This window comes from Stutzerimonas nosocomialis (assembly GCF_005876855.1).
Taxonomy (GTDB): Bacteria; Pseudomonadota; Gammaproteobacteria; order Pseudomonadales; family Pseudomonadaceae; genus Stutzerimonas; species Stutzerimonas nosocomialis.
The window spans coordinates 13,838-34,666 of the sequence record NZ_QLAE01000023.1; the positions used below are offsets into that span (position 1 = coordinate 13,838).

Genomic DNA, 20,829 nt, shown 5'->3' on the forward strand with positions numbered 1-20,829 from the left:
CCCCATGAACATCAAGCAGACCCTTTCTCTCGCCATCCTCTCGCTGTCGGCCGGCGCCGCGCTCGCCGCCGGCAGCCCCGGCGTCGAACGCCAGACCCAGGCCTTTCTCGAGGCGCTGGAAAAAGGCGGCGGCAAGCCGATCGAGCAGTTGTCGCCCAAGGACGCCCGCGCCGTTCTGAGCGGAGCCCAGGCCGGTGCCGAGCTGCCCGAGGCGGATGTCAGCGAACGCACCATCGAGGTGGACGGCGAGTCGATCCGGCTGAACATCGTTCGCCCCGTCGGCGCCAAGGGCGAGTTGCCGGTCTTCATGTTCTTCCATGGCGGCGGCTGGGTGCTGGGCGATTTCCCGACCCACGAACGGCTGATCCGCGACCTGGTGGTGGCGTCCGGCGCGGCGGCGGTCTATGTGGACTACACGCCTTCGCCCGAGGCGAAGTACCCGACCGCGATCAACCAGGCCTACGCCGCGACGCGCTGGGTAGCCGAGCATGGCCGGGAGATTCAGGTCGACGGCAAGCGCCTGGCGGTCGCCGGCAACAGCGTCGGCGGCAACATGGCGGCCGTGGTCAGCCTGATGGCCAAGGACAAGGGCGCCCCGGCGATCCGCTTCCAGGCGCTGCTCTGGCCGGTGACCGACGCGAGCTTCGAGACCGCCTCGTACAGGCAGTACGCCGAGGGCCACTTCCTGACGCGCAACATGATGGGCTGGTTCTGGGACAACTACACCACCGACCCGAAGCAGCGCGCCGAGGTCTACGCCTCGCCGCTGCGGGCGGATGTCGAGCGGTTGCGCGGCCTGCCGCCGGCCCTGGTGCAGACGGCGGAGTTCGACGTGCTGCGTGACGAGGGCGAGGCCTATGCGCGCAAGCTCGATGCCGCCGGCGTCCCGGTGGTGGCGACCCGTTACAACGGGATGATCCACGACTTCGGGCTGCTCAACGCCCTCGGCCAGCTGCCCGGCACGCGGGCCGCCGTCGAGCAGGCCGGCAACGCGCTGAAGACCCACCTGCAGTAACCCTGTGCAACGCACCGACCCCGACCGCCTCAGGCGGCCGGGGTTTGTGCACAAATGTTCCAGAAGCTGCGCCAGGTGCTGGGTATGATGCCCTGTCAGGCGCATCACTCATGGAGCCATCATGGGCAGCCACCGCTGGATCACGTTCAACCAGGATGCCGAAACCGGCATCGAGACGATCCGTGCCCATTTCCAGGGCCACGCCTACGATCCCCACTGGCACGACAGCTACCTGATCGGCTTCACCGAGCAGGGCGTCCAGCAGTTTCACTGCCGCAAGGTGCTGCACAGTTCAACGCCGGGGCAGGTCTTTCTGCTCGAACCCGGCGAGCTGCACGACGGGCATGCGCCGACGGAAGAGGGCTTCACCTATTCGATGCTCTATCTCGACGCCCACTGGCTGGAGCGCGAGCTGCGCAGCCTGCATGAGGACGCGCCGGGCGACTGCCAGCCCCGGTTCGCCGCCACCCTGGCCGAGGAGCCCGAGCTGATCGCTCGCATCGCCGGCGCCTACCGGGTGCTGCAGGGCAGCGAAATGCGCATCGTCCGCCAGGCCGCGCTCGACGGTCTGCTCGGCAAGCTCGCGGCGCACCTGCAGTGGCGCCCGCGCATCGACCATGATCCGCGCCTGCCGCTGGTGGCGCTGCGCGCCCGCGATTACCTGCATGCGCACCTGGAACAGGACATCGGCCTGGACCATCTGGCGCAGGCCTGCGGGGTCGATCGCTTTCGTCTGTCGCGGGCGTTCAAGGCCGCCTTCGGTCTGGCGCCGCACGCCTACCTGGTGCAGCTGCGCCTGTCCCGCGCACGGCAGTTGCTGGCCCTGGGATTGACACCGGCCAGCGTCGCGACCTCGCTCGGTTTCGCCGACCAGAGCCATCTGGGGCGCTGGTTCCGGCGCGCCTATGGCCTGACCCCGGCTCACTACCGCACGCGCTGCTCGAATCTTCCAGACGCCTGAGCACGACCGCTCGACAATCGGCTCCCGACCCTTTCTTTTCCGGAGCCACCATGTCCACGTCTTCATCGTCACGGCGGCCGCGATGAGCCAGTTGCTGCCGTTCGTCCTCTTCGCCTTCGTCGCTTCCATCACCCCGGGGCCGACCAACCTGCTGGTGCTCAGCAACAGCGCGCGCTACGGGTTGTGGCGTGCCTTGCCGATCGTGCTGGGGGCCTGTGCCGGCGCGGCGGGCATCGTCCTGCTGGTCGGCCTGGGGATCGGCCAGTGGCTGCTCGGCCATCCCGGCCTGCAGCGCGCCATGGCCTGGCTCGGGGTGGCCTGGCTCAGCTACCTGGCCTGGCAGATCTTTCGCAGCGAGGCGCAGCCGATCGAGAAGGACGGCCAGGCCCCGGTGCGGCGTCTGGGGCTGGCCGGCGGCGCGGGCTTGCAGCTGGTCAATCCCAAGACCTGGATGATGGCCATGGCGGTGGTGAGCCTGTTCGCCGGGGCCGATGCCAGCGCCGCGCGTTATGCCCTGTTCGCCCTGGTGTTCTTCCTGGTGGCGCTGCCTTGCCTGGGCGTCTGGGCGCTGCTGGGCATCGGTGCGACCCGGCTGCTGCGCTCGGCGCGCGCGCTCAGGCGCTTCAACCAGCTGATGGCATTGCTGCTGCTCGGGTCGGCCTGGGCCAGCCTGCTCGGCTGAACGGCTGTCGCCCGCCTGGGATTCTCGTAGAATGCCGCTCCGACTTGCGGCTGGCATCGATCATGGTTCAGCGTCCCGTCCTCAGTTTGCAGCTGTTTCTGCCGGTCACCTTCGTGGTGCTCTGGAGCACTGGTTTCATCGGCGCCAAGTTCGGCTTGCCCTATGTCGAGCCGCTGACCTTCAACGTGGTGCGGTTCATCCTCGTCGTACTGCTGATGACGCCCATCGCGCTGCTGACCCGCGCGCCCTGGCCGGCGACGCCGCGCGCGGCAATGCATATCGCGGTCACCGGCCTGCTGGTGCACGGCGGCTATCTGGGCGGCGTGTTCACCGCCATCGACCGTGGCCTGCCGGCCGGGCCGACGGCGCTGGTGGTCGGCCTGCAGCCGCTGCTCACCGCGCTGCTGGCCGGGTTGCTGCTGGGCGAGCAGGTCACGCGCCGGCAGTGGCTCGGCCTGGGGCTGGGGCTGGGCGGGGTGCTGCTGGTGCTGGGCAGCAAGCTCGAACTCGACGGCGTCACCCTGGAGGTGCTGCTGCACTGGGTCTGGCCGGCGTTGTTCGCGCTGTGCAGCATCACCCTGGGCACGCTCTACCAGAAGCGTTTCTGCCCGGCGTTCGACCTGCGCAGCGGCTCGGTGATCCAGTTCCTGCCGTGCGTGCTGGTGCTCGGTGCGGTGGCCTTGGTCACCGAGACCCGCGAGATCCAGTGGAACGGCGAGTTCGTCTTCGCGCTGCTGTGGCTGGTGCTGGTGCTGTCGATCGGGGCCATTACGCTGCTCAACAAGATGATCAGCCAGGGCAGCGCGGTGAAGGTGGCCAGCCTGTTCTACCTGACGCCGCCGACCACCGCGCTGATCGCCTGGCTGTTGTTCGGCGAGGTGCTGGCGCCCCTGGCCGTCGTCGGCATGCTGCTCTCGGCGACGGGGGTGTGGCTGGCGCGGCGCTGAGGCTGCGAGCCTAGCCGTTCGGTGCGTCTACCAGGTCGCGCCACTCGGGGTGCCGTTCGACGTAGGCCTTGACGAAGGCGCAGAGCGGCACCAGCCGCTTTCCGGAGCGGCGCACGTCTTCCAGCGCCTCTTTCACCAGCCGGGCGCCGAGGCCCCGGCCTTCGAGGTCCCGGTCCACTTCGGTGTGGGTGAACAGGCGCCGCTCGCCCTGTTCGGTGTAGTCGGCGTGGCCGCGCACCGCGCCGTCCACTTCGAGCACGTAGCGGCTCTGCCCGGGGTCGTGTCTGACTTTCACGTCTTCGCTCATCGCAGGCTCCATCGAGGTGACCGTCACTGTTAGGAGTCGCAAGCGACCGGCGGGTTCGGCCGCCGCGCGCAGCGGGGTCAGAACGACTTGATCATGCGTCCGAGCAGCGCCATGGCGTTCTCGCTGCGCTGATCCCAGGCGTGCCCGTGGTTGAGCCGGGCGCAATTGCGAAAGCGCTGCGTGGCCGAGAAGATCGGCCCGGGGGCGAGGCTGATGCCCTGGGCCAGGGCCAGATGCAGCAGTTGCAGCGAGTCCACCGGCTCGGGGAATTCGAACCAGAGGAAATAGCCGCCGCCCGGTCGGGTCACGCGGGTGCTGGCCGGAAAATGCCGGGCGGCGGAGGCGAGCATCGCGCCCTGCTGCATTTCCAGCGTGTGGCGCAGCTTGCGCAGGTGGCGATCGTAACCGCCGTGCTGCAGGTAGTCGGCGATGGCCGCCTGGGCCGGGACCGACGGGGAGATGGTGGTCATCAGCTTCAGCCGACTGACCTGCTCGGCGAAGCGTCCGGCCGCCACCCAGCCGACGCGATACCCGGGCGCCAGGCTCTTGGAAAAGGAGCCGCAGTGCATCACCAGCCCCTGGCGGTCCCGGCTCTTGACCGGCTTGGGCGGCTCCCGGGTGAAGTACAGCTCGGCGTAGACGTCGTCTTCGATCAGCGGCACCTGATGTTGCTCGATCAGCGCGTAGAGCGCGTCCTTCTTCGCCTCGCCCATGCTGGCGCCGAGCGGGTTCTGCAGGCTGCTCATGAACCAGCAGGCCTTGATCGGCAGGCGCCGCAGGCTGTCGGCCAGCACGTCGAGGTCGATGCCTTCGCGCGGATGCACCGGAATTTCCACGGCCTTGAGCTTGAGCCGTTCGAGGACCTGCAGCGTGGCGTAGAAGGCGGGTGCCTCGATCGCCACCAGGTCGCCCGGCTCGGTGACGGCCTGCAGGCAGAGGTTGAGCGCCTCCATGGCGCCGTTGGTGATGACCAGTTCCTCCAGCGGCAGCATCACGCCGCTGACCATGTAGCGCAGGGCGATCTGCCGGCGCAGGTCGGGATTGCCCGCGGTCATCTCCGCGATCACCGCGCCGGCCGGCATGTCGCGCACCGCGTGGGCCATGGAGCGGGCCAGGCGGGGCAGGGGGAACAGGCCCGGGCTGGGAAACGCCGAGCCGAAGGGCACGGTCTGCGGGTCCCGCAGCGAGGCCAGGACCGAAAACACCAGCTCGCTGACGCCGACCTCGGTGGTTTCGCCGGCGCGGGCGCTGATGTCGGGCTCGTTGAGCGGGCGCTTGGCATGCTCGCGCACGAAGTAGCCGGAGCGGGCCCGGGCCTGGATCAGGCCGCGGTCTTCGAGCAGGTAATAGGCCTGGAAGACGGTCGAGGGGCTGACGCCGTAGGTCCTGCTGGCGTGCCGCACCGAGGGGATTCTCTCGCCGCCCTTGAGGACGCCGCTGCGGATCAGCTCGGCGATTTCATCCGCGAATCTTTCGTAGCGCTTCATCCTGTCCTGGCCTGGCATGTAGGGCGCCGGACAGTCTACTGATCCCGTCATCACAAAGGCACTTTCCGGGTGTGTGGCGCAACGGCCGCCCTGTCGGCGGCCGTGCGCTCAGCGGTTGGCGGGCGCCACGAAGGTGCTCGGGCTGCTGGTGCGGCTGGCCGGGTCGTGCAGGTCTTCGAGGTTGAACCGGATGCGGCTGGCGGTCTGGCCGGTTTCCCGCAGGCGCGCCACGCTGACGGGCAGGTCGACGATCTCGCCGGGCGCCAGGGCGATTTCCTGCCGGCCCCTGAGGGCGTAGTCCTCGCCCGAGACCGACACGCGGTACTGGCGCGGCTGCTGCGTCTTGTTGATGAGCTTGAGGCTGTACATGTTCTCGATCTGGCCGGCGGTGTTTTCCCGGAACAGCGTGCGATCGCGGGTGACGTCCAGCGACAGCAGCGGCCGCGCCTCGAGCGCCCAGGCGAAGGCGCCTAGCATCACCAGCAGGGCCATGGCATAGCCCACCAGGCGCGGGCGCCACAGGCGGGTCTTGCCGCCTTCGAGCGCCCGTTCGGAGGTGTAGCGCACCAGGCCACGGGCGTAGCCCATCCAGTCCATCACCGAGTCGCAGGCATCGATGCAGGCGCCGCAGCTCAGGCAGTCGAGTTGCAGGCCGTCGCGGATGTCGATGCCGGTGGGGCAGACCTGCACGCAGATGCTGCAGTCGATGCAGTCGCCGAGCCCCTGGGCGGCCGGGTCGCTGTCCTTGCGCCGCGGCCCGCGGTTCTCGCCGCGCGTCGCGTCGTAGGAAATGATCAGCGTGTCGGCGTCGAACATCACGCTCTGGAAGCGCGAGTAGGGGCACATGTGTACGCAGACCTTCTCGCGCAGCCAGCCGGCGTTGAGGTAGGTCGCGGCGGTGAAGAAGAACAGCCAGAACGCGGTTTGCCCATCGAGGCTGAGGCTGAACAGGTCGACTACCAGCGCCCGCACGGGGGTGAAATAGCCGACGAAGGCGATCGCGGTTGCCAGGCTCACCGCGAGCCAGAGCCCGTGCTTGGCCGAGCGGCGCAACAGCTTGCCGAGGCTCCAGGGCGCGGCGTCGAGCCTGATCCGCCTGAGCCGGTCGCCTTCGGTGACCTTTTCGGCCCACATGAAGATCCAGGTCCAGGTGCTCTGCGGGCAGGCGTAGCCGCACCAGACGCGGCCGGCCAGCACGGTGATGAAGAACAGGCCGAACGCGGCGATGATCAGCAGCGCCGAGAGCAGGATGAAATCCTGCGGCCAGAAGGTTGCGCCAAAGATGTGGAACTGCCGCTTGCCCAGGTCCCAGAGCACCGCCTGGCGGCCGTCGACGTTCAGCCAGGCGGTGCCGAAGAACAACAGGAACAGCAGGGCGCCGGTGACGAGGCGAAGGGTGCGGATCGTGCCGGTGAAGCTGCGGGTATGGATCGGACCACCGCTGCGAGCGGGCGTCAGGCGTACGGGCCGGCCAGGGTCGAGGGTGTCGATGAGGGTGGCGGGAATTCGTTCGGTCATGGCGCGCGGCCCCTTGGACTGTTCAGGCCGGCGCATGATCCCCGCCGATCTGTGTGGATAACAGCCTCAGCTGAACGATAAAAAAGCGGATCAGAAGGGTGGCGCGGTGCGGCTATCAGAACAGGCCTGAAGCAGCCTTGATCCAGGTCAGCCCGACAGAGGTGGCACGCCTTCTGATATGGTTTTGCGCATCACATCTGCGTCTGTTTCAGTGTGGCGCACCTGGGCGATAGTCCTTTGCTTGGTGCGCGCGTCGCGGGATGCGTCGAAGACGCCTGGCCACGACCGGTGGTATATGGTCGCTCGGCCGACGCACCGCGCCCCGTTCCGAATGATGTCTGGAGACCCCTGATGATCTTGAAAGGCCTGACCTGGCTGGTCCTGCTGCAGCTTCTGGGCAGCGTGCTGAACCTGTTGCTGCTGCCGGCGCTGCCCGGGCCGATCATCGGCATGGCCCTGCTGTTCGGCTGGCTGCTGCTGCGCCGTGGCATTCCACAGCCGCTGGAGCAGGCGGCGGGCGTCCTGTTGCAGTACCTGCCGCTGCTGCTGGTGGTCCCGGCGACCGGGATCATGGTCAGCGGCGAGGCGTTGCTCGGCGATCTGCCGGCGATCGCGGCGGGGCTGGTGGTCTCGCTGCTGGTCACCGTGCCGTTCTGCGGATGGCTGATGCAGCGTCTGGCGCAGCGCATGGATGCGGCCGGAACGGAGAAGGACGCATGAGCGGGTTCGACTGGCACGCCCTGTGGGTCATGGTGCGCGAGCACCCGATGTTTCCGGTCGGCCTGACGCTGGTCGCCTTCCAGCTGGCGCTGCTGGTCTACCGGCGCAGCGGCTGGCTGGTGCTGCAGCCGGTGCTGGTGGCGATGCTGCTGGTGGTCGCCGCGCTGCACCTCGGTGGGCTGGACTACGCACGCTACCGCGAAGGCGCCTCGCCGATCGCGCTGCTGCTCGGGCCGGCCACGGTGGCGCTGGCCGTACCCCTGTATCGCCACCTCAAGCGCATCCGCCAGCTGTTCTGGCCGATCCTGCTGACGCTCGTCGCCGGCGGCGTGCTGGGGGTGGCGATCACCCTCGGCGTCGCCTGGCTGCTGGGCGCCGAACTGACCGTGCTGATGAGCCTGGCGCCGAAGTCGGCCACCATGCCGATCGCCATGCTGGTGGCCGAGCAGCTGGGTGGCATCGCGGCGCTGGCGGCGGTGTTCGTGATGCTGACCGGGGTGATCGGAACCGCGCTCGGCCCGCTGCTGCTGCGCTGGGCCGGCGTCGACAACCCCGCCGCGCGCGGCTTGAGCTATGGCATCAACGCCCACGCCATCGGCACCGCGCGGGCGCTGGAGGAAGGGGACGAGTGCGGCGCCTTCGCCGCCCTCGGCATGAGCCTGCTGGGCGTGATGATCGCCCTGACTCTGCCGCTGATGCTCTGAGCCCTCGGCGAATGGCCAGGTTCCTGGCTAGCCGGATCAGGTTGCTGCAAGGTCAGCGCGAGGCCTCGAGCAGATCGAGCGCCTCGCCCAGCACCTGCACGGATTGGGCGTGGTCGCCGGCTTCATGAAACGCCTCGCCCTGGGCGCGCAGCTGCTGCACCTGCTCCAGGGTCGCCGGGTCGCTGGGCGGGTTGGCCTCGAGCTGCTGGTCGATCTCGGCCATGTCGCTCGGGCAGTGCATCGCCCACAACGGAGCGCTGAGGAGGGTGGCGGCAATGAAGGCGATCGTGCGGCGCATGGCGGTGTCTCCCTGGGTGGTCCAGCGAGTATAGAAAGCATCGGACGGGTTGCCCGTCATGTGATGCCTTCCGGCCCGATGGGGCGGGGACGCTGACGAACGGCGCGTCGCGATACCGGTCTTGCGCCGATTCAGGCACAGTTGCGCACCAGGAAAATCATGGAGCGGGTCGATGGAGCTGGCGTTCTGTATCGCGGTGTTCGTGCTGGCCGGGGTGGTCAAGGGCGTGGTGGGCATGGGCCTGCCCACGGTGGCCATCGGCATGCTGGCGGTGGTGATGAGCCCGGCGCAGGCGTCGGCCCTGCTGCTGGCGCCGTCGATGGCGACCAACCTCTGGCAGCTGTGGGCCGGACCCGCGCTGCGACCCTTGCTGATACGGCTGTGGCCGATGATGGTCGCGGTAACCCTCGGTACGCTGATCACCACGCGCTGGATGGTCGGCTCGGGCAGCCCCTGGGTGTCCGCGGCCCTGGGCGCGACCCTGATTCTCTATGCCGTCATCGGGCTGAAGTCGGTCCGCCTCAGGGTGCCGTCACGCGGCGAGCGGGGCGTCTCGATCCTGGTCGGCTTCGTCACCGGGCTGGTCACCGGCCTGACCGGTGTGTTCGTCATTCCGGCGGTGCCCTACCTGCAGGCCCTCGGGCTGGACAAGGAGAGCCTGATCCAGGCGCTCGGCCTCTCGTTCACCGTCTCGACCCTGGCGCTGGGCCTCGGCCTGCTGCTGCACGGCGGTACCCAGGCGATCGACTTCGGCGCATCGGCCATGCTGGTACTGCCCGCGCTGCTCGGGCTCGGGTTGGGGCAGTGGGTTCGCCAGCGGCTGAGCGAGGCGGTGTTCCGCAAGGCGTTCTTCATCGGCTTGCTGTTGCTCGGCATCCAGGCGCTGGTGCGGGCATTTCTCTGAACGGGTCAGTCGCCTGGCTTGCGGTAGGTGCTCGGGTGCCAGTAATCGCGCAGAAATAGTAACTGCGGGCCTTTCCAGCCCTGCGCGCGCAGATGCCGGGCGATCAGGATGTTCATGATCCCGTGCCCCATCAGCAGCACGCTTCCGTGCTCCTGGGCCAGGGCGATCAACCGCTCGGCCGCCTGCCTTGCGCGTTCGCTGGACTGGCCGATCGACTCGGTATGGCGCGAGAAGCCGAGGAACCAGGCGCCGCGGAACAGGGTTCGCCAGACCCTGACCGGCAGCCGCGGGAAGTCGAGGTCGGGGTAGGGCAGGTGGGCCTCGGCGAATAGCCGGTCGTTGACGCACTGCGGCTCGCCCACCAGGTGATGGGTCGATTGCTGGCATCTCGACAATGAACTGCTGACGACGGCTCCGGCTTCGTCGGCGAGCTGCTGCAGGGCTGCCGGAAGCGGTTTCTCGATGATGTCGGCCTGGTTGTAGCCCTCGATCCAGGTCTTCATCTCGCGTGGCGTGCACCAGCGAGCCCCGTTGTGATCGGGCTCGCCGTGGCGTACCAGGGTGATCTGCATGAACGCACTCCGATTGCGAAAGGGCCGCCCGGAAGGGGACGGCCCGGCAATCGATAGGACCTTGCCGGTCGCCGGTGGTGCGCCATGCGCGTGGTGAAGGCGCTCAGCGCTCCTGGGCCAGCGGCCGCTGTCCGGCACTGCGCCGCCCCTGCAACGCCTCGCCGGCATCGAGTCCGCTCGGGCGAGCCTGGCGCCAGGCGTCGAGCCCCCTGGGTTCCGGGGCGTTGCGGGCGCACTGGGCGATCAATCGTTGCAATCTGCTCATCACAGCCTCCTGTTCGCCGCGGTTCGGCAGCAACAGGCTAAGCGCATGGACATGACCAAAGCGTGTCAGCGCCGGGACGGGCGACGAGTGGGAGCCTCTTCGTGATGGAGGATGGGGCGCAGGAAGGGCTGGGTCCTCATGCGTTACGGTTGGCTCATGATCTCCTGGTAGCGGGTCTGGAACTGCTCGTAACTCAGGTTCTCCTGGCGCAGTTCATACAGTTGCTGCGCCTTGGTCGGGGAGCCGTCCTCACGCAACGCCGGCATGGCTCCTTGACCGAGCCCGGTCGCCCCGTTCGGAAAGAGCTGGTCGGTGAGTTCGGCGATCTTGGTTTCGGCGTCGATGAACTTGTCCAGCCGGCCGCCCCCGGAGCGCGAGTCATACAGCGCCTGACCAACCTGCCGACCCTTGTTGAAGACCCGGATATCGGCGTACTTCATGTACAGGGCCATGTCCCAGCCCCACTGGCCGATATAGGTGGTGGACAGATCGCAGGTGCGAGGGCTGGTGTTGGGCTTGAGTTCGCGCACCGTGAAGCCCTTGCTCTGCAGCAGCGACTTGTAGGTGGTGTTGAAACCCTGGCGCAGCCCCTCGGCGGGGATCGCACAGATTTCGGTGGGCAGATCGGCGGTCAATTCGGCCGGGGTCACGGTCTGCTTGATGCTGCATCCGCTGAGGAGCACGGCTGCGGTCAGAAATGCTGTCGCTTTGTACATCGGAACGGTCCCTGTCGTTGAGGCGGTCTGCTGGAGGGGCGGCAGGCGGGTGAATGTGCCGTTCGGGCGGAGCCGAACGGTCGGGGACGCAACCATAGCGCATGATTGCATAGGGCCACTAGTCGTCGTTTGCCTGCCCTCGAAGCTCGACTGAATCACATCTGGCGGGTGTCGGCGGGCCGAGCGCCAGGCGGTGCGCGAACACCGGGGCGCCCCGGATGTCCATCAGGTAGTGCCGGTCCGCCCAATGCCAAGGCGTTCCATTCGAGGATGCGAATCCTTCCGGTCGTGGCGCTCCGATCCTGGCCCAGCGCTGTTCGCCCTCACGGTCCGAGGGCCCGAGCTGGCAGGCCTGCGGTCGACGGGTGAGGGATGTGCCGATCCGGCCCCGGTGGGCGTCAACCGGGCCGGCAGCAACATCCGCATTGGTTGGGCTGCTGCAGCGCGGGGCGTGCCCTGGCGCTGGAACTCTTCGACACGGGCCGCCATGCGGCAGGACAGTGAAATGACGCAGATTGAAGGCATACCCGCAGGGCTGAATCCGGCCGACATGGGCGAGCGCGAGTTTCGTGAGCTCGCCGACAACGCCCCAGTGATGATCTGGCGTTCGCGGCCGGACAAGCTGTGCGACTGGTTCAACAGGCCGTGGCAGGCGTTCGCCGGCAAGAGCCAGGCGCAGCTGTTCGGCTACGGGTGGGCCGAAGACGTGCATCCGGACGACTTCGAGCGCTGCGTCTCCATCTACCAGACCGCCTTCGATGCGCGCGAACCCTTCACCATGCCGTATCGCCTCAAGCGCCACGACGGCGTGTATCGCTGGCTGCTCGACAACGGCGCGCCGTACTACCGCAACGGCGCCTTTGCCGGCTACTTCGGCAGCTGCATCGACATCACCGAGCAGCGCGATCTGGAGGAGCACCAGCGGGTGCTGCTGGCCGAGCTCAATCACCGGGTCAAGAACAACCTGCAACTGATCATCGCCTTCCTCCAGCTGTCCCGGAACCAGGCCTCGGGCGAGGAGGCGAAAGCCCTGCTGCAGGCCGCCATCAGCCGTGTGCACGGCATCGGTGCGGTGCAGGAAGAGCTGCACCGCAGCAGCAGCGGCACGGTGGACCTGGGTGACTACCTGCCGAACCTGGTGCGCGCCATCCTCAACGCCGAAAGCGGCGGGACGGCGATGCTGACCGCGCAGACCCAGTCGGTGCCGGTCTCGTTCCAGCTGGCCTCGACCCTGGGGCTGATCGTCAACGAACTGGTCATCAGCGCGGCGCGGCAAGGCCACGTCGGCGAAGTGGGCCTGCGGGTGCGCCGGGTGGGCGAGGCCAGCGCCGAAGTCTCGCTGAGCGATGCCGGCTGCGGTTTCGGCGAAGCGCTGGCAGAGGAGGGCAATCCGGGCCAGGGGCTGATGGAGGCGCTCGCCCACCGCTGCGGCGCCCGACTCGCGCGCGAAGGCGGCGACGGTAGCCGCGTCGCCCTGACCTTCGCCATCGCCTAGCGGCGGCGCCGTTCGGCAATCCAGATGGTGTGGCGGGTGCCCTTGTTGCCATGGGCGTAGACCTGCACGTCGCGGGCCGCGAAGCCAGCCTTGGCGAGCCGCTCGGTGAAGGCGCGGTCGGCGCTGGCCGACCACACCGCCAGTACGCCGCCGGGCCGCAGTGCCGCCGCGCAGCCGTTCAGGCCCGCCAGCGAATAGAGCCAGCTGTTGCGCTTCTGGGTCAGCCCCTCAGGGCCATTGTCGACATCCAGCATGATCGCGTCGAAGCCGCCTTTCTCACGCTGCAACAGTGCGGCGACATCCTCGTTGACGATCCGGGTACGCGGGTCCAGCACTGGCCTGCCGGCCTTCTCGCCCAGCGGGCCGTGGTTCCAGTCGATCACGCCCGGCACCAGTTCGGCCACCACCACTTCGGCATCGTCGCCCAGCTCCGCGAGCGCCGCGGCCAGGGTGAAGCCCATTCCCAGGCCGCCGATCAGCACCCGGGCGCCGGGGCGCTTGGCGATCTGGCTGCAGGGAATCCGCGCCAGCGCATCCTCCGAGCCGTGCATGCGGGTGTTCATCAGCTGGTTGCCGTCGCCTCCGCGGATCTTGATCACGAAGTCCTCGCCGTACTCGAACAGGCACAGGGCGCCGTCGGTCTCGGGGATCGGGGCGGTGTCGAGCAATACGAAGCGTTTCATCGGCGGGACTCGGGGCGGGTTGGAGGACGACCGCATTGTAGGGCCATTGCGTGCCCGAGGGATTGTCGCCACGCTAGCGCCCTCGTTTCTCGGAGGTAAGCGACATCCATGTACCACGGCGAAAAACTCAACGCCTGGACTCACTTGGTCGGTGCCGCGCTGGCGTTCTTCGGCGCGGTCTGGCTGCTGGTCCTCGCCGCTCTGGACGGCTCGCCCTGGAAGATCGTCAGCGTGGCGATCTACGGCGTGACGCTGGTTACGCTCTACACCGTGTCGACCGTCTACCACAGCGTGCGCGGCCGGGCGAAACGCATCATGCAGAAGGTCGACCACCTGTCGATCTACCTGATGATCGCCGGCAGTTACACCCCGTTCTGCCTGGTCACCCTGCGCGGCCCCTGGGGCTGGTGGCTGTTCGGGATCGTCTGGGGGCTGGCGCTGGTGGGCATGCTGCAGGAAATCAAACCCCGTTCCGAAGCCCGGGTGCTCTCGGTGGTCATCTACGCGGTGATGGGATGGATCGTCCTGGTCGCGGTCGAGCCGCTGCTGGCCGCGCTCGGCGCCACCGGCTTCGCCTGGCTGGTGGGTGGCGGCGTGCTCTACACCCTGGGCATCGTCTTCTTCGCCTTCGACCAGCGTTTTCGCCACTGGCACGGCATCTGGCACCTGTTCGTCATCGGCGGCAGCCTGCTGCACTACGTGGCGATCGCGTTCTACGTGCTCTGAGCGTCCCGACGCGAACCCGCAGGCCTCCAGCGCACCTCTGTGGGAGAGGTCTTGACCGCGCGAAAGGCGTTGGCGGTTGGGCAGAAATATCGGTGGCGTACCCTTCGCGGGCGAGTCCCGCTCCCACGGGAATCGCATCCGTGAACGACCTCGCGGTTTCGGATGCGTGAACGAAACGTCCGGGGCCCGGCACGATCACAAGGGTATCGCTGCGGTCGGTTGTGCCCATCGGGTGCAGTGGCGACCAGACGGGAGGACGTGCCATGCGATTGAAGCAGACGCCACGCGGGTTCATCCCGCCCTACATTCTCAGCCACATCATCGAGCACGGCTCGGAGCGGCAGCGCTCCTGCGCGCTGGGGACGCTCAGCCATGTCCAGGCCCTGCAGCGCAACCCCGGCCCGCCCCTGCATCGGCCGATGCAGACCGCATTGCCGGAGCGCTCCCAGCCGGGCCAGCCCAGGCGCAGCATCCACGACGCCGAGAACCAGATGCGGCTGCCCGGCCGGCTCAGCCGCATCGAGGGGCAGGGCGCTACCGGCGATGCGGCGGTGGACGAGGCCTACGACGCGCTGGGCGCGACCTACGAATTCTTCTGGCAGGTGTACGCCCGCCACTCGATCGATGGCCGCGGGTTTCCGTTGATCGGCACGGTGCACTATGGCGAGCGCTACGAGAATGCGTTCTGGAACGGCGAGCAGATGGTCTTCGGCGATGGCGACGGCGAGGTGTTCCAGCGTTTCACCCGTTCGCTGGACGTGATCGCCCACGAACTCGCCCATGGTGTCATCGAGGCCGAGGCCGGGCTGGTGTACTACAACCAGTCCGGCGCGTTGAACGAGTCGGTGTCCGATGTCTTCGGGGTGCTGACCAAGCAGTACGTGCTCCGCCAGACCGCGGCCGAAGCCGACTGGCTGGTGGGGGCCGATCTGCTCACCGAGCGCATCCAGGGGCGTGCGTTGCGCTCGATGGCGGAACCGGGCAGCGCCTATGACGATCCGCTGCTGGGCAAGGACCCGCAGCCGGGGCACATGCGCGACTTCATCGACACCCGCGACGACAACGGCGGCGTGCACCTCAACTCCGGCATTCCCAACCGCGCGTTCTACCTGGCGGCCAGCGCCATCGGCGGTTACGCCTGGGAGACCGCCGGGCAGGTCTGGTACGACACCCTGTGCGACCGCGCCCTTGGCAACGATGCGGATTTCGGCGCCTTCGCTGCGTTGACCGTGGCCCACGCCGAGCGACGCTTCGGCGCACAATCGGGCCAGGCGCGGTCAATTGCGCAGGCCTGGTCCGATGTCGGCGTAGCCACGGGATGAAGGAGGAACGATGAAACGACTGCCAGAGCTGGGACAGGACACCGTGGTGCGGCTTTCGCGCCAGGGTGGTTTCGCCGCGATGTCGATGCTCAGCCGCCCGCGGGAAATCGACTTCGCCCAGTGCGATCCGGGCCAGCGCGGGCAGATCTGCTCGCTGCTCGAAGGCTGTCTGCCGCTGTCCACGCCCCAGGCCGGGCAGGGCGACCAGCGCTACTACAAGGTGGAGCTGCGCTACCGGCGCGAGGACGCCGACGACGAGCTGGTGCTGCGGATTCCCGAGGAGCGCGCACCGGGAGATCTGGTGCGCCTTTGGGACAAGGGGCAGCTGGACATATAGCGCCGCTGCCCCTTGGGCGTTTGCCTGCGACGAGGCCGAAGCCGAGCTGACGGCCGTGCTGCGTATACGCAGTGGTGCCCTGGCGACCGTGCTCGATGAACTCGCCCGCTCCATCAACCGCCCGCAGAGAGAGCCGGTGCCGGCACGGGTACGGTTGATCTACGACTATCTGCTCGAGCGCTTCGCCGATCCGGCATCCTTTCCCACGCAGCGCTGAGGGCACGTTCGCGGCGCAACGGCGGTCGGAATAGGACCGGGCCGGCCGACGCCGCACCCGACTCGCACCCGACGAGGCCAAGCCGTGGAAAAACTGAAAATCGCGACCTTCAACATCAACGGAATCCGCTCGCGGCTGCCCGCGCTGCTGCAATGGCTCGAGCGCGAGGCGCCCGACGTGGCCTGCCTGCAGGAACTCAAGACGCAGGACGCCTCCTTTCCCATCGACGAGATCCGCGGCGCGGGCTACGGCGCGATCTGGCACGGGCAGAAATCCTGGAATGGCGTGGCCATCCTGGCCAAAGGCATGGACCCCCTGGAAATTCGCCGCGGCCTGCCGGGCATGGAAGCCGACAGCCACAGCCGCTACCTGGAGGCAGCCGCCCATGGGGTTATCGTCGGCTGCCTGTACCTGCCCAACGGCAACCCGCAGCCGGGGCCGAAGTTCGACTACAAGCTGCAGTGGTTCGAGCACTTCATCGCCCATGCCCAGGGGCTGTTCGACAGCGGTCACCCGGTGGTGCTGGCCGGCGACTACAACGTGGTGCCCACCGACGAGGACATCTACAACCCGCGCTCCTGGCGCAAGGATGCGTTGCTGCAGCCGGAAAGCCGTGAGTGCTTCCAGCGCCTGCTGGCGCAGGGCTGGATCGATGCCCTGCGTGCGCGTTACCCCGACGAGCGCCTCTACACCTTCTGGGATTATTTCCGCCAGCACTGGCAGAAGAACTCGGGTCTGCGCATCGATCACCTGCTGCTCAACGCCGAACTCGCCCCGCGCTTGCACGACGCGGGGGTCGATCGCTGGGTGCGCGACCAGCCCAAGGCGAGCGACCACGCACCCACCTGGATCGAGTTGAAGGGCGTTCCGAACGGGGGATGAACGGCAGGGCGGACGACCGTTCGGCGGGCGGCTGCGGCGCCGTCCATCGGGCGGTGCCGGCAAACCCGCGCCAATGCTGGACCCGGTTCGCGGCGATAGAGAAAAGCTTTCGGCCAGATAGACGCAGGCTCTGAACTAAAGACGTGGGCCGATTCTCCATTTCATACGTTTGGTCGCAATTGTCGTCGATCAGGCCTGAAACCGTTGCGGTTTCTCATCAATGGAAAATGAACGCTGAAAGGACGCTGTTTAAATTTCCCCTCAGGAGAACAGCATGTTTGTCCATAACAAGCGACTGCAATATACCGTGCGAGTGGCTCAGCCAAACCCTGGCCTGGCCAACCTGATGCTCGAACAGTTCGGGGGCCCGCAAGGCGAGCTCGCCGCTGCGATGCGCTATTTCACTCAGGGGGTGACCGAGGAGGACCCAGGCCGCAAAGACATGCTGATCGATATCGCCACCGAGGAGCTCAGCCACCTCGAAGTGATCGGCTCGATCATCGCCATGCTCAACAAAGGTGCCCGCGGCGAACTTGCCGAAGGCATCGAGCAGGAGGCCGAGATGTACCGTTCGCTGACGGGAGCGGGCAACGACTCCCATGTGACCCAGGTGCTCTACGGCGGCGGCACTCCGTTGATCAATTCGGCGGGCGTGCCCTGGACCGCGGCCTACGTCGATACCATCGGCGAACCGACCGCCGACCTGCGCTCGAACATCGCGGCCGAGGCGCGGGCCAAGATCGTCTACGAGCGGCTGATCAACGTCACTGACGATCCGGGTATCCAGGATGCGCTGAAGTTCCTGATGACCCGTGAAATCGCCCACCAGAAATCCTTCGAGAAGGCGCTGCACTCGCTGCAACCCAACTTCCCGCAAGGCAAGCTGGCGCCGGTGCCGGAGTTCGAGAGCGTGTACTTCAACCTGTCCCAGGGTCAGGGCGATACGCGCGGTCCGTGGAACCAGGGGCCGGAATGGGAATACATCGAAAGCCCGGAACCGGCGGTCGACGGCGGCGATGGCATGGCGACGGTGAATCTCTCGGAAAAAGAGATGAAGGCGACCACCCAGATGGTCAAGCGTACGGCGTCCAACCCGTCGCTGGACCCGATCACCGGTGCCGACCTCGGCTCGGGCATGGCCATCCAGAAGAAGAAAAAGTGAGGCCGCACGCTCGTCCGTGGTCAGGTAGCGGGCGGGCAGGCAACAAAAAACCCATGGGGCTCATCGCTCCATGGGTTTTTTGATTGCGGCGCCCGGACTCAGGCCGGCACGGGTTCAACTGTGGCGCTCGATCAGCCGGTCGCTGCCGCCTTCGGCCAGCAGGCGGCCCAGCGGGGTGCGGTCGAAACCGTCATCGGCGAGCTGCAGGCCCAGCGGGGTGCGCTCGAAGCCGCCTTCGGCGACGGTGGTGTCGGTCTGCTCGTGAGAGGGCTGGGCTTCCAGCAGCAGTCGTTGCGGCTCGGCCGGGATGGCGAATACGGCTCCGCTCAGGCTGGCCAGGATCAGGCTGGCGATTAGCTTTTTCATGATGGCTTCCTCGTGGGAATGGGGGTACGGAGAAAAGGCTACCGAGCCCGGGCCGATGTCCAAAGACGGACGCGGCGATAGTGATCATTACCTCGGTTGATGCCCTGTCTGTCATTCCCGCCTCGAGCGTCGCCCGCTCGATTCCAGCGCGACCGACACGCCCGGTTACCCCTTGCCCTGGCCTGCGACTTGCACCGCAGGGGATCGAGCCGGCCCAATGTGTCGGTTGTCTTTCACAGGTGAGCCATATGGCGAGAAGGCGTTTTCCCCGCTGGCCGGGGTTGTTGCTGTTGATGGCGCTGGTGGTGGGCTTGCCGGTGGGTTGCTCGATGCTCGAGCAGAAGGAGCGCGAGCTGGTGTTCCGGGTCGAGCAGGGCAACGCCAGCTGGTACGGCGGATTGCCCGAGGGCGTCGAGGAGATGGTGCTGCGCGGCCCGAACTTCGGCGAAAGCCAGAGCATTTCGGCCTGGTGGTGGCCCGCCGCGAGCGAGGATGCGCCGGCGGTGCTTTATCTCCACGGCGCACGCTGGAACCTCACCGGGCACCTGTTTCGCCTCGAACAGCTGCGCGCGCTGGGCTTCTCGGTGTTCGCCATCGACTACCGCGGTTTCGGCCAGAGCCTCGGCGATCCGCCTTCGGAAGCCACGGTCTACGAGGATGCGCGCATCGCCTGGGAGCGGATGAAGACGCTGCAGCCCGACGCCGGCAAGCGCCTGATCTACGGGCATTCCCTGGGCGGCGCGGTGGCGGTCGACCTGGCCGCCGAGCTGGGGCGCGAGGCGCGCAGCGCCGATGGCGAGGTGCAGGCGCGGGGGCTGATCATCGAATCCACCTTCACCACGCTCGCCGATATCGCCACCGTCCTGGCCGATACCTCCCTCCCGGTGCGCTGGCTGCTGTCGCAGCGCTTCGACTCGATCGACAAGATCGACCAGATCGGCATGCCGCTGCTGGTGGTGCATGGCACCCAGGACCAGTACGTGCCGGCTCGTTTCAGTGAGGAACTGTACGAGGCGGCGCTCGAGCCCAAGCGGCTGTTGCTGGTGGAAGGCGCCACCCACAACAACAGCATGCGGGTCGGACGACAGGCCTACCGGGAAGCGATCCAGGCGCTTTTCTGATGCAGGCCAGCGCCGCGCCACGAAGCCCGACGCGGCGTTGCGCCTGACCGACGAATGGCCGGGAGCTTTTTCGCCTGCACAGCCGCGGCCCAGGCGGGGGTTAATCCGGTCGGCCATGACGGCCGCTGCTTTTTACACCGTTAAGCCGATTCACCTCGCTCGTCGCGCTGGCGAACAATCCGGACGCTGTGCCGTACAGGGAGGCCGGTCGGGGACCTCGGATGTCACCCAACCGGCCTGTGCCGACGCACTCGTTACAGGAGCTATTGCGCATGTTCACACCCAAACCCCTGGCTGTTGCCATTCTGTTTGCCTTCAGCCTCAACGCCGCCGCTGCCAACCAGGTCGATCAGAGCCAGACCGGAAACGACAACGAGGTCTTCGCCGAGCAATCCAATGGCGAAGGCAACCAGATCGTCCAGTACCAGGACGGCGACCGGCATAGCTCGACGGTCATCCAGGCCGGCGGCTCGAACCTCGCCGAAACCATCCAGGTTGGCCTGGAACATACCGCCTCGATCGATCAGAACGGGCAGGCCAACAACGCCAGCATCTATCAGGAAGGCGAGCGACAGAACGCGGCCATCAACCAGGTCGGCGAAGGCAACTATTCGGTGGTCTGGCAGGAAGAAGCGGACAACCAGGTCGTCTCGTCGCAGCAGGGGAATGGCAACCTGCACGTGATCGAACAGAGCTGGCGGCTGAACGAGGCCGATGTGTCGTCGATAGGCAACGACAACGCCACCACCCTCACTCAACTGGGCAGCGGGACCACCGTCAGCCAGCAGGTCGGGGACGGCAACGTGCTGTCCATTCGCCAGGCCGTCGTGGCTTACGGCGGCACCATCGAAGTCGCCCAGGTAGGCAACGACAACAATGCGGAGGTGGACCAGTATTCCAGCCGCTACAACGCCGGGCTGGTTCGGCTGGAGCAGAAGGGGGATGCCAACACGGCCCAGGTCTCCCAATCGGGCGGCCACAACCTCATCGATCTCGTGCAGGAAGGGTACGGCAACGACCTGGTGATGGATCAGGACGGTCGCAGCAGCGAAATCACCGGCGTGTCGATCGGCGACTCCAATGCGGTGGAGGTGCAGCAAGGCGCCGATTTCAATACCACCACCTTCTCCCAGCAAGGCTCGGAAAACCTTATCAGCGTGACCCAGTACGGCTACAACCTGGACGCCGCGGTCAGCCAGGTCGGCGATGCCAACCAGGCGCGGATCACCCAGGGCAGCATCGCGCTGACGAGCGAAAACCTCAGCGCCACCGTGATGCAGAACGGTACCGGCAACGTCGCGACCGTGATCCAGCGCTGACAGAAGGGCGTCGCCGCGCGGCGACGCCCTTTTTTCTCCCTCCCGCCTGCCACTGCGGTTTCTTTTCTGGAAATCGCGCATCATCTCGGTTCATCCCCGGGCA

Annotated in this window: 25 protein-coding genes; 16 read left to right on the forward strand and 9 right to left on the reverse strand. The window is 67.2% G+C overall.

Translation table 11 applies throughout. The features are described from left to right. Nucleotides 1-4 precede the first annotated feature (4 nt). From DN824_RS14610 to DN824_RS14625, 4 genes are all read left to right on the forward strand, one after another. Nucleotides 5-1,015 (forward strand): alpha/beta hydrolase, encoded by a 1,011-nt coding sequence (locus DN824_RS14610; RefSeq protein WP_138409139.1) that lies wholly within the window; start codon nucleotides 5-7, stop codon nucleotides 1,013-1,015. Between the two features lie 121 nt (nucleotides 1,016-1,136). Then, nucleotides 1,137-1,976, forward strand: coding sequence for an AraC family transcriptional regulator (locus DN824_RS14615; RefSeq protein WP_138409140.1), 840 nt, complete (start codon nucleotides 1,137-1,139; stop codon nucleotides 1,974-1,976). 82 nt (nucleotides 1,977-2,058) lie between these two features. Continuing rightward, on the forward strand, nucleotides 2,059-2,658 hold the full coding sequence (locus tag DN824_RS14620; protein ID WP_138409141.1) for a LysE family translocator: 600 nt from the start codon (nucleotides 2,059-2,061) through the stop codon (nucleotides 2,656-2,658). Nucleotides 2,659-2,720: 62 nt separating this feature from the next. Beyond that, nucleotides 2,721-3,605 (forward strand): DMT family transporter, encoded by an 885-nt coding sequence (locus DN824_RS14625; protein WP_138409142.1) that lies wholly within the window; start codon nucleotides 2,721-2,723, stop codon nucleotides 3,603-3,605. A 10-nt stretch (nucleotides 3,606-3,615) separates the two neighbouring features. Here the strand turns inward: DN824_RS14625 and DN824_RS14630 are convergent, their stop codons facing one another. The 3 genes from DN824_RS14630 to ccoG form a co-directional block, all read right to left on the reverse strand. After that, entirely contained in the window at nucleotides 3,616-3,912 is a 297-nt protein-coding gene (locus DN824_RS14630) for a GNAT family N-acetyltransferase (protein WP_138409143.1), read from the reverse strand. Between the two features lie 77 nt (nucleotides 3,913-3,989). Beyond that, nucleotides 3,990-5,399, reverse strand: coding sequence for a GntR family transcriptional regulator MpaR (gene mapR / locus DN824_RS14635; RefSeq protein WP_138409144.1), 1,410 nt, complete (start codon nucleotides 5,397-5,399; stop codon nucleotides 3,990-3,992). Nucleotides 5,400-5,507: 108 nt separating this feature from the next. Further along, on the reverse strand, nucleotides 5,508-6,917 hold the full coding sequence (ccoG, locus tag DN824_RS14640; protein ID WP_138409145.1) for a cytochrome c oxidase accessory protein CcoG: 1,410 nt from the start codon (nucleotides 6,915-6,917) through the stop codon (nucleotides 5,508-5,510). Between the two features lie 351 nt (nucleotides 6,918-7,268). Here ccoG and DN824_RS14645 point away from each other — a divergent pair, with 351 nt between their 5' ends. Beyond that, complete coding sequence (locus tag DN824_RS14645; RefSeq protein WP_138409146.1) at nucleotides 7,269-7,637, forward strand: CidA/LrgA family protein; 369 nt, start codon at nucleotides 7,269-7,271, stop codon at nucleotides 7,635-7,637. Next, on the forward strand, nucleotides 7,634-8,341 hold the full coding sequence (locus tag DN824_RS14650) for an LrgB family protein (protein ID WP_138409147.1): 708 nt from the start codon (nucleotides 7,634-7,636) through the stop codon (nucleotides 8,339-8,341). Before DN824_RS14645 ends, DN824_RS14650 begins: the two co-directional genes overlap by 4 nt. 52 nt (nucleotides 8,342-8,393) lie before the next feature. Here DN824_RS14650 and DN824_RS14655 read toward each other — a convergent pair whose 3' ends face one another. Further along, the gene (locus tag DN824_RS14655) at nucleotides 8,394-8,639 is read right to left on the reverse strand and encodes a hypothetical protein (RefSeq protein ID WP_138409148.1); all 246 of its coding nucleotides are present in this window, start codon (nucleotides 8,637-8,639) and stop codon (nucleotides 8,394-8,396) included. 172 nt (nucleotides 8,640-8,811) lie between these two features. Here DN824_RS14655 and DN824_RS14660 point away from each other — a divergent pair, with 172 nt between their 5' ends. After that, nucleotides 8,812-9,543, forward strand: coding sequence for a sulfite exporter TauE/SafE family protein (locus tag DN824_RS14660; RefSeq protein ID WP_138409149.1), 732 nt, complete (start codon nucleotides 8,812-8,814; stop codon nucleotides 9,541-9,543). Between the two features lie 5 nt (nucleotides 9,544-9,548). Here the strand turns inward: DN824_RS14660 and DN824_RS14665 are convergent, their stop codons facing one another. From DN824_RS14665 to DN824_RS14670, 3 genes are all read right to left on the reverse strand, one after another. Continuing rightward, a complete protein-coding gene (locus DN824_RS14665) occupies nucleotides 9,549-10,115 on the reverse strand; it encodes a histidine phosphatase family protein (protein ID WP_138409150.1) in 567 nt (188 codons plus the stop codon). A gap of 103 nt (nucleotides 10,116-10,218) precedes the next feature. Next, on the reverse strand, nucleotides 10,219-10,380 hold the full coding sequence (locus DN824_RS22490; RefSeq protein WP_158295336.1) for an AbrB/MazE/SpoVT family DNA-binding domain-containing protein: 162 nt from the start codon (nucleotides 10,378-10,380) through the stop codon (nucleotides 10,219-10,221). Between the two features lie 143 nt (nucleotides 10,381-10,523). After that, complete coding sequence (locus tag DN824_RS14670; protein WP_138409151.1) at nucleotides 10,524-11,096, reverse strand: Sbal_3080 family lipoprotein; 573 nt, start codon at nucleotides 11,094-11,096, stop codon at nucleotides 10,524-10,526. Nucleotides 11,097-11,601: 505 nt separating this feature from the next. Between DN824_RS14670 and DN824_RS14675 the strand changes: the two genes are divergently transcribed. Then, complete coding sequence (locus DN824_RS14675; protein ID WP_158295392.1) at nucleotides 11,602-12,591, forward strand: sensor histidine kinase; 990 nt, start codon at nucleotides 11,602-11,604, stop codon at nucleotides 12,589-12,591. On the opposite strand, the gene DN824_RS14680 is transcribed toward DN824_RS14675, so the two are convergent. Then, nucleotides 12,588-13,274, reverse strand: a complete 687-nt coding sequence (locus DN824_RS14680) for a spermidine synthase (RefSeq protein ID WP_138409153.1) — start codon at nucleotides 13,272-13,274, stop codon at nucleotides 12,588-12,590. The genes DN824_RS14675 and DN824_RS14680 overlap by 4 nt on opposite strands. A 108-nt stretch (nucleotides 13,275-13,382) precedes the next feature. On the opposite strand from DN824_RS14680, the gene trhA reads away from it, so the two are divergent. The 6 genes from trhA (at nucleotide 13,383) to DN824_RS14705 (ending at nucleotide 17,920) form a co-directional block, all read left to right on the forward strand. Then, on the forward strand, nucleotides 13,383-14,000 hold the full coding sequence (gene trhA, locus DN824_RS14685; protein ID WP_138409154.1) for a PAQR family membrane homeostasis protein TrhA: 618 nt from the start codon (nucleotides 13,383-13,385) through the stop codon (nucleotides 13,998-14,000). A 263-nt stretch (nucleotides 14,001-14,263) separates the two neighbouring features. Next, nucleotides 14,264-15,322 carry a M4 family metallopeptidase gene (locus tag DN824_RS14690; protein WP_138409155.1) on the forward strand — a complete coding sequence of 353 codons (1,059 nt, stop codon included), beginning with the start codon at nucleotides 14,264-14,266 and terminating at the stop codon, nucleotides 15,320-15,322. A gap of 10 nt (nucleotides 15,323-15,332) precedes the next feature. Next, nucleotides 15,333-15,659, forward strand: a complete 327-nt coding sequence (locus DN824_RS14695) for a protealysin inhibitor emfourin (protein ID WP_138409156.1) — start codon at nucleotides 15,333-15,335, stop codon at nucleotides 15,657-15,659. A 55-nt stretch (nucleotides 15,660-15,714) separates the two neighbouring features. Further along, nucleotides 15,715-15,876, forward strand: a complete 162-nt coding sequence (locus tag DN824_RS22495; RefSeq protein ID WP_158295334.1) for a hypothetical protein — start codon at nucleotides 15,715-15,717, stop codon at nucleotides 15,874-15,876. Nucleotides 15,877-15,960: 84 nt separating this feature from the next. Beyond that, the gene (xth, locus tag DN824_RS14700; RefSeq protein ID WP_138409157.1) at nucleotides 15,961-16,758 is read left to right on the forward strand and encodes an exodeoxyribonuclease III; all 798 of its coding nucleotides are present in this window, start codon (nucleotides 15,961-15,963) and stop codon (nucleotides 16,756-16,758) included. A 274-nt stretch (nucleotides 16,759-17,032) separates the two neighbouring features. After that, the gene (locus DN824_RS14705; RefSeq protein ID WP_138409158.1) at nucleotides 17,033-17,920 is read left to right on the forward strand and encodes a manganese catalase family protein; all 888 of its coding nucleotides are present in this window, start codon (nucleotides 17,033-17,035) and stop codon (nucleotides 17,918-17,920) included. Between the two features lie 114 nt (nucleotides 17,921-18,034). Here DN824_RS14705 and DN824_RS14710 read toward each other — a convergent pair whose 3' ends face one another. Then, on the reverse strand, nucleotides 18,035-18,286 hold the full coding sequence (locus DN824_RS14710) for a hypothetical protein (protein WP_138409159.1): 252 nt from the start codon (nucleotides 18,284-18,286) through the stop codon (nucleotides 18,035-18,037). A 248-nt stretch (nucleotides 18,287-18,534) separates the two neighbouring features. Here DN824_RS14710 and DN824_RS14715 point away from each other — a divergent pair, with 248 nt between their 5' ends. Next, entirely contained in the window at nucleotides 18,535-19,407 is an 873-nt protein-coding gene (locus DN824_RS14715; protein WP_138409160.1) for an alpha/beta hydrolase, read from the forward strand. Nucleotides 19,408-19,679: 272 nt separating this feature from the next. Next, nucleotides 19,680-20,726, forward strand: a complete 1,047-nt coding sequence (locus DN824_RS14720) for a hypothetical protein (protein ID WP_158295393.1) — start codon at nucleotides 19,680-19,682, stop codon at nucleotides 20,724-20,726. The last annotated feature ends 103 nt before the right edge of the window (nucleotides 20,727-20,829 follow it).

Coding starts and splice junctions, on each gene's coding strand:
- DN824_RS14610 (WP_138409139.1), top strand. CDS start 5: ATGAACATCAAGCAGACCCTTTCTCTCGCCATCCTCTCGCTGTCGGCC.
- DN824_RS14615 (WP_138409140.1), top strand. CDS start 1,137: ATGGGCAGCCACCGCTGGATCACGTTCAACCAGGATGCCGAAACCGGC.
- DN824_RS14620 (WP_138409141.1), top strand. CDS start 2,059: ATGAGCCAGTTGCTGCCGTTCGTCCTCTTCGCCTTCGTCGCTTCCATC.
- DN824_RS14625 (WP_138409142.1), top strand. CDS start 2,721: ATGGTTCAGCGTCCCGTCCTCAGTTTGCAGCTGTTTCTGCCGGTCACC.
- DN824_RS14630 (WP_138409143.1), bottom strand. CDS start 3,912: ATGAGCGAAGACGTGAAAGTCAGACACGACCCCGGGCAGAGCCGCTAC.
- mapR (WP_138409144.1), bottom strand. CDS start 5,399: ATGAAGCGCTACGAAAGATTCGCGGATGAAATCGCCGAGCTGATCCGC.
- ccoG (WP_138409145.1), bottom strand. CDS start 6,917: ATGACCGAACGAATTCCCGCCACCCTCATCGACACCCTCGACCCTGGC.
- DN824_RS14645 (WP_138409146.1), top strand. CDS start 7,269: ATGATCTTGAAAGGCCTGACCTGGCTGGTCCTGCTGCAGCTTCTGGGC.
- DN824_RS14650 (WP_138409147.1), top strand. CDS start 7,634: ATGAGCGGGTTCGACTGGCACGCCCTGTGGGTCATGGTGCGCGAGCAC.
- DN824_RS14655 (WP_138409148.1), bottom strand. CDS start 8,639: ATGCGCCGCACGATCGCCTTCATTGCCGCCACCCTCCTCAGCGCTCCG.
- DN824_RS14660 (WP_138409149.1), top strand. CDS start 8,812: ATGGAGCTGGCGTTCTGTATCGCGGTGTTCGTGCTGGCCGGGGTGGTC.
- DN824_RS14665 (WP_138409150.1), bottom strand. CDS start 10,115: ATGCAGATCACCCTGGTACGCCACGGCGAGCCCGATCACAACGGGGCT.
- DN824_RS22490 (WP_158295336.1), bottom strand. CDS start 10,380: ATGAGCAGATTGCAACGATTGATCGCCCAGTGCGCCCGCAACGCCCCG.
- DN824_RS14670 (WP_138409151.1), bottom strand. CDS start 11,096: ATGTACAAAGCGACAGCATTTCTGACCGCAGCCGTGCTCCTCAGCGGA.
- DN824_RS14675 (WP_158295392.1), top strand. CDS start 11,602: ATGACGCAGATTGAAGGCATACCCGCAGGGCTGAATCCGGCCGACATG.
- DN824_RS14680 (WP_138409153.1), bottom strand. CDS start 13,274: ATGAAACGCTTCGTATTGCTCGACACCGCCCCGATCCCCGAGACCGAC.
- trhA (WP_138409154.1), top strand. CDS start 13,383: ATGTACCACGGCGAAAAACTCAACGCCTGGACTCACTTGGTCGGTGCC.
- DN824_RS14690 (WP_138409155.1), top strand. CDS start 14,264: ATGCGATTGAAGCAGACGCCACGCGGGTTCATCCCGCCCTACATTCTC.
- DN824_RS14695 (WP_138409156.1), top strand. CDS start 15,333: ATGAAACGACTGCCAGAGCTGGGACAGGACACCGTGGTGCGGCTTTCG.
- DN824_RS14705 (WP_138409158.1), top strand. CDS start 17,033: ATGTTTGTCCATAACAAGCGACTGCAATATACCGTGCGAGTGGCTCAG.
- DN824_RS14710 (WP_138409159.1), bottom strand. CDS start 18,286: ATGAAAAAGCTAATCGCCAGCCTGATCCTGGCCAGCCTGAGCGGAGCC.
- DN824_RS14715 (WP_138409160.1), top strand. CDS start 18,535: ATGGCGAGAAGGCGTTTTCCCCGCTGGCCGGGGTTGTTGCTGTTGATG.
- DN824_RS14720 (WP_158295393.1), top strand. CDS start 19,680: ATGTTCACACCCAAACCCCTGGCTGTTGCCATTCTGTTTGCCTTCAGC.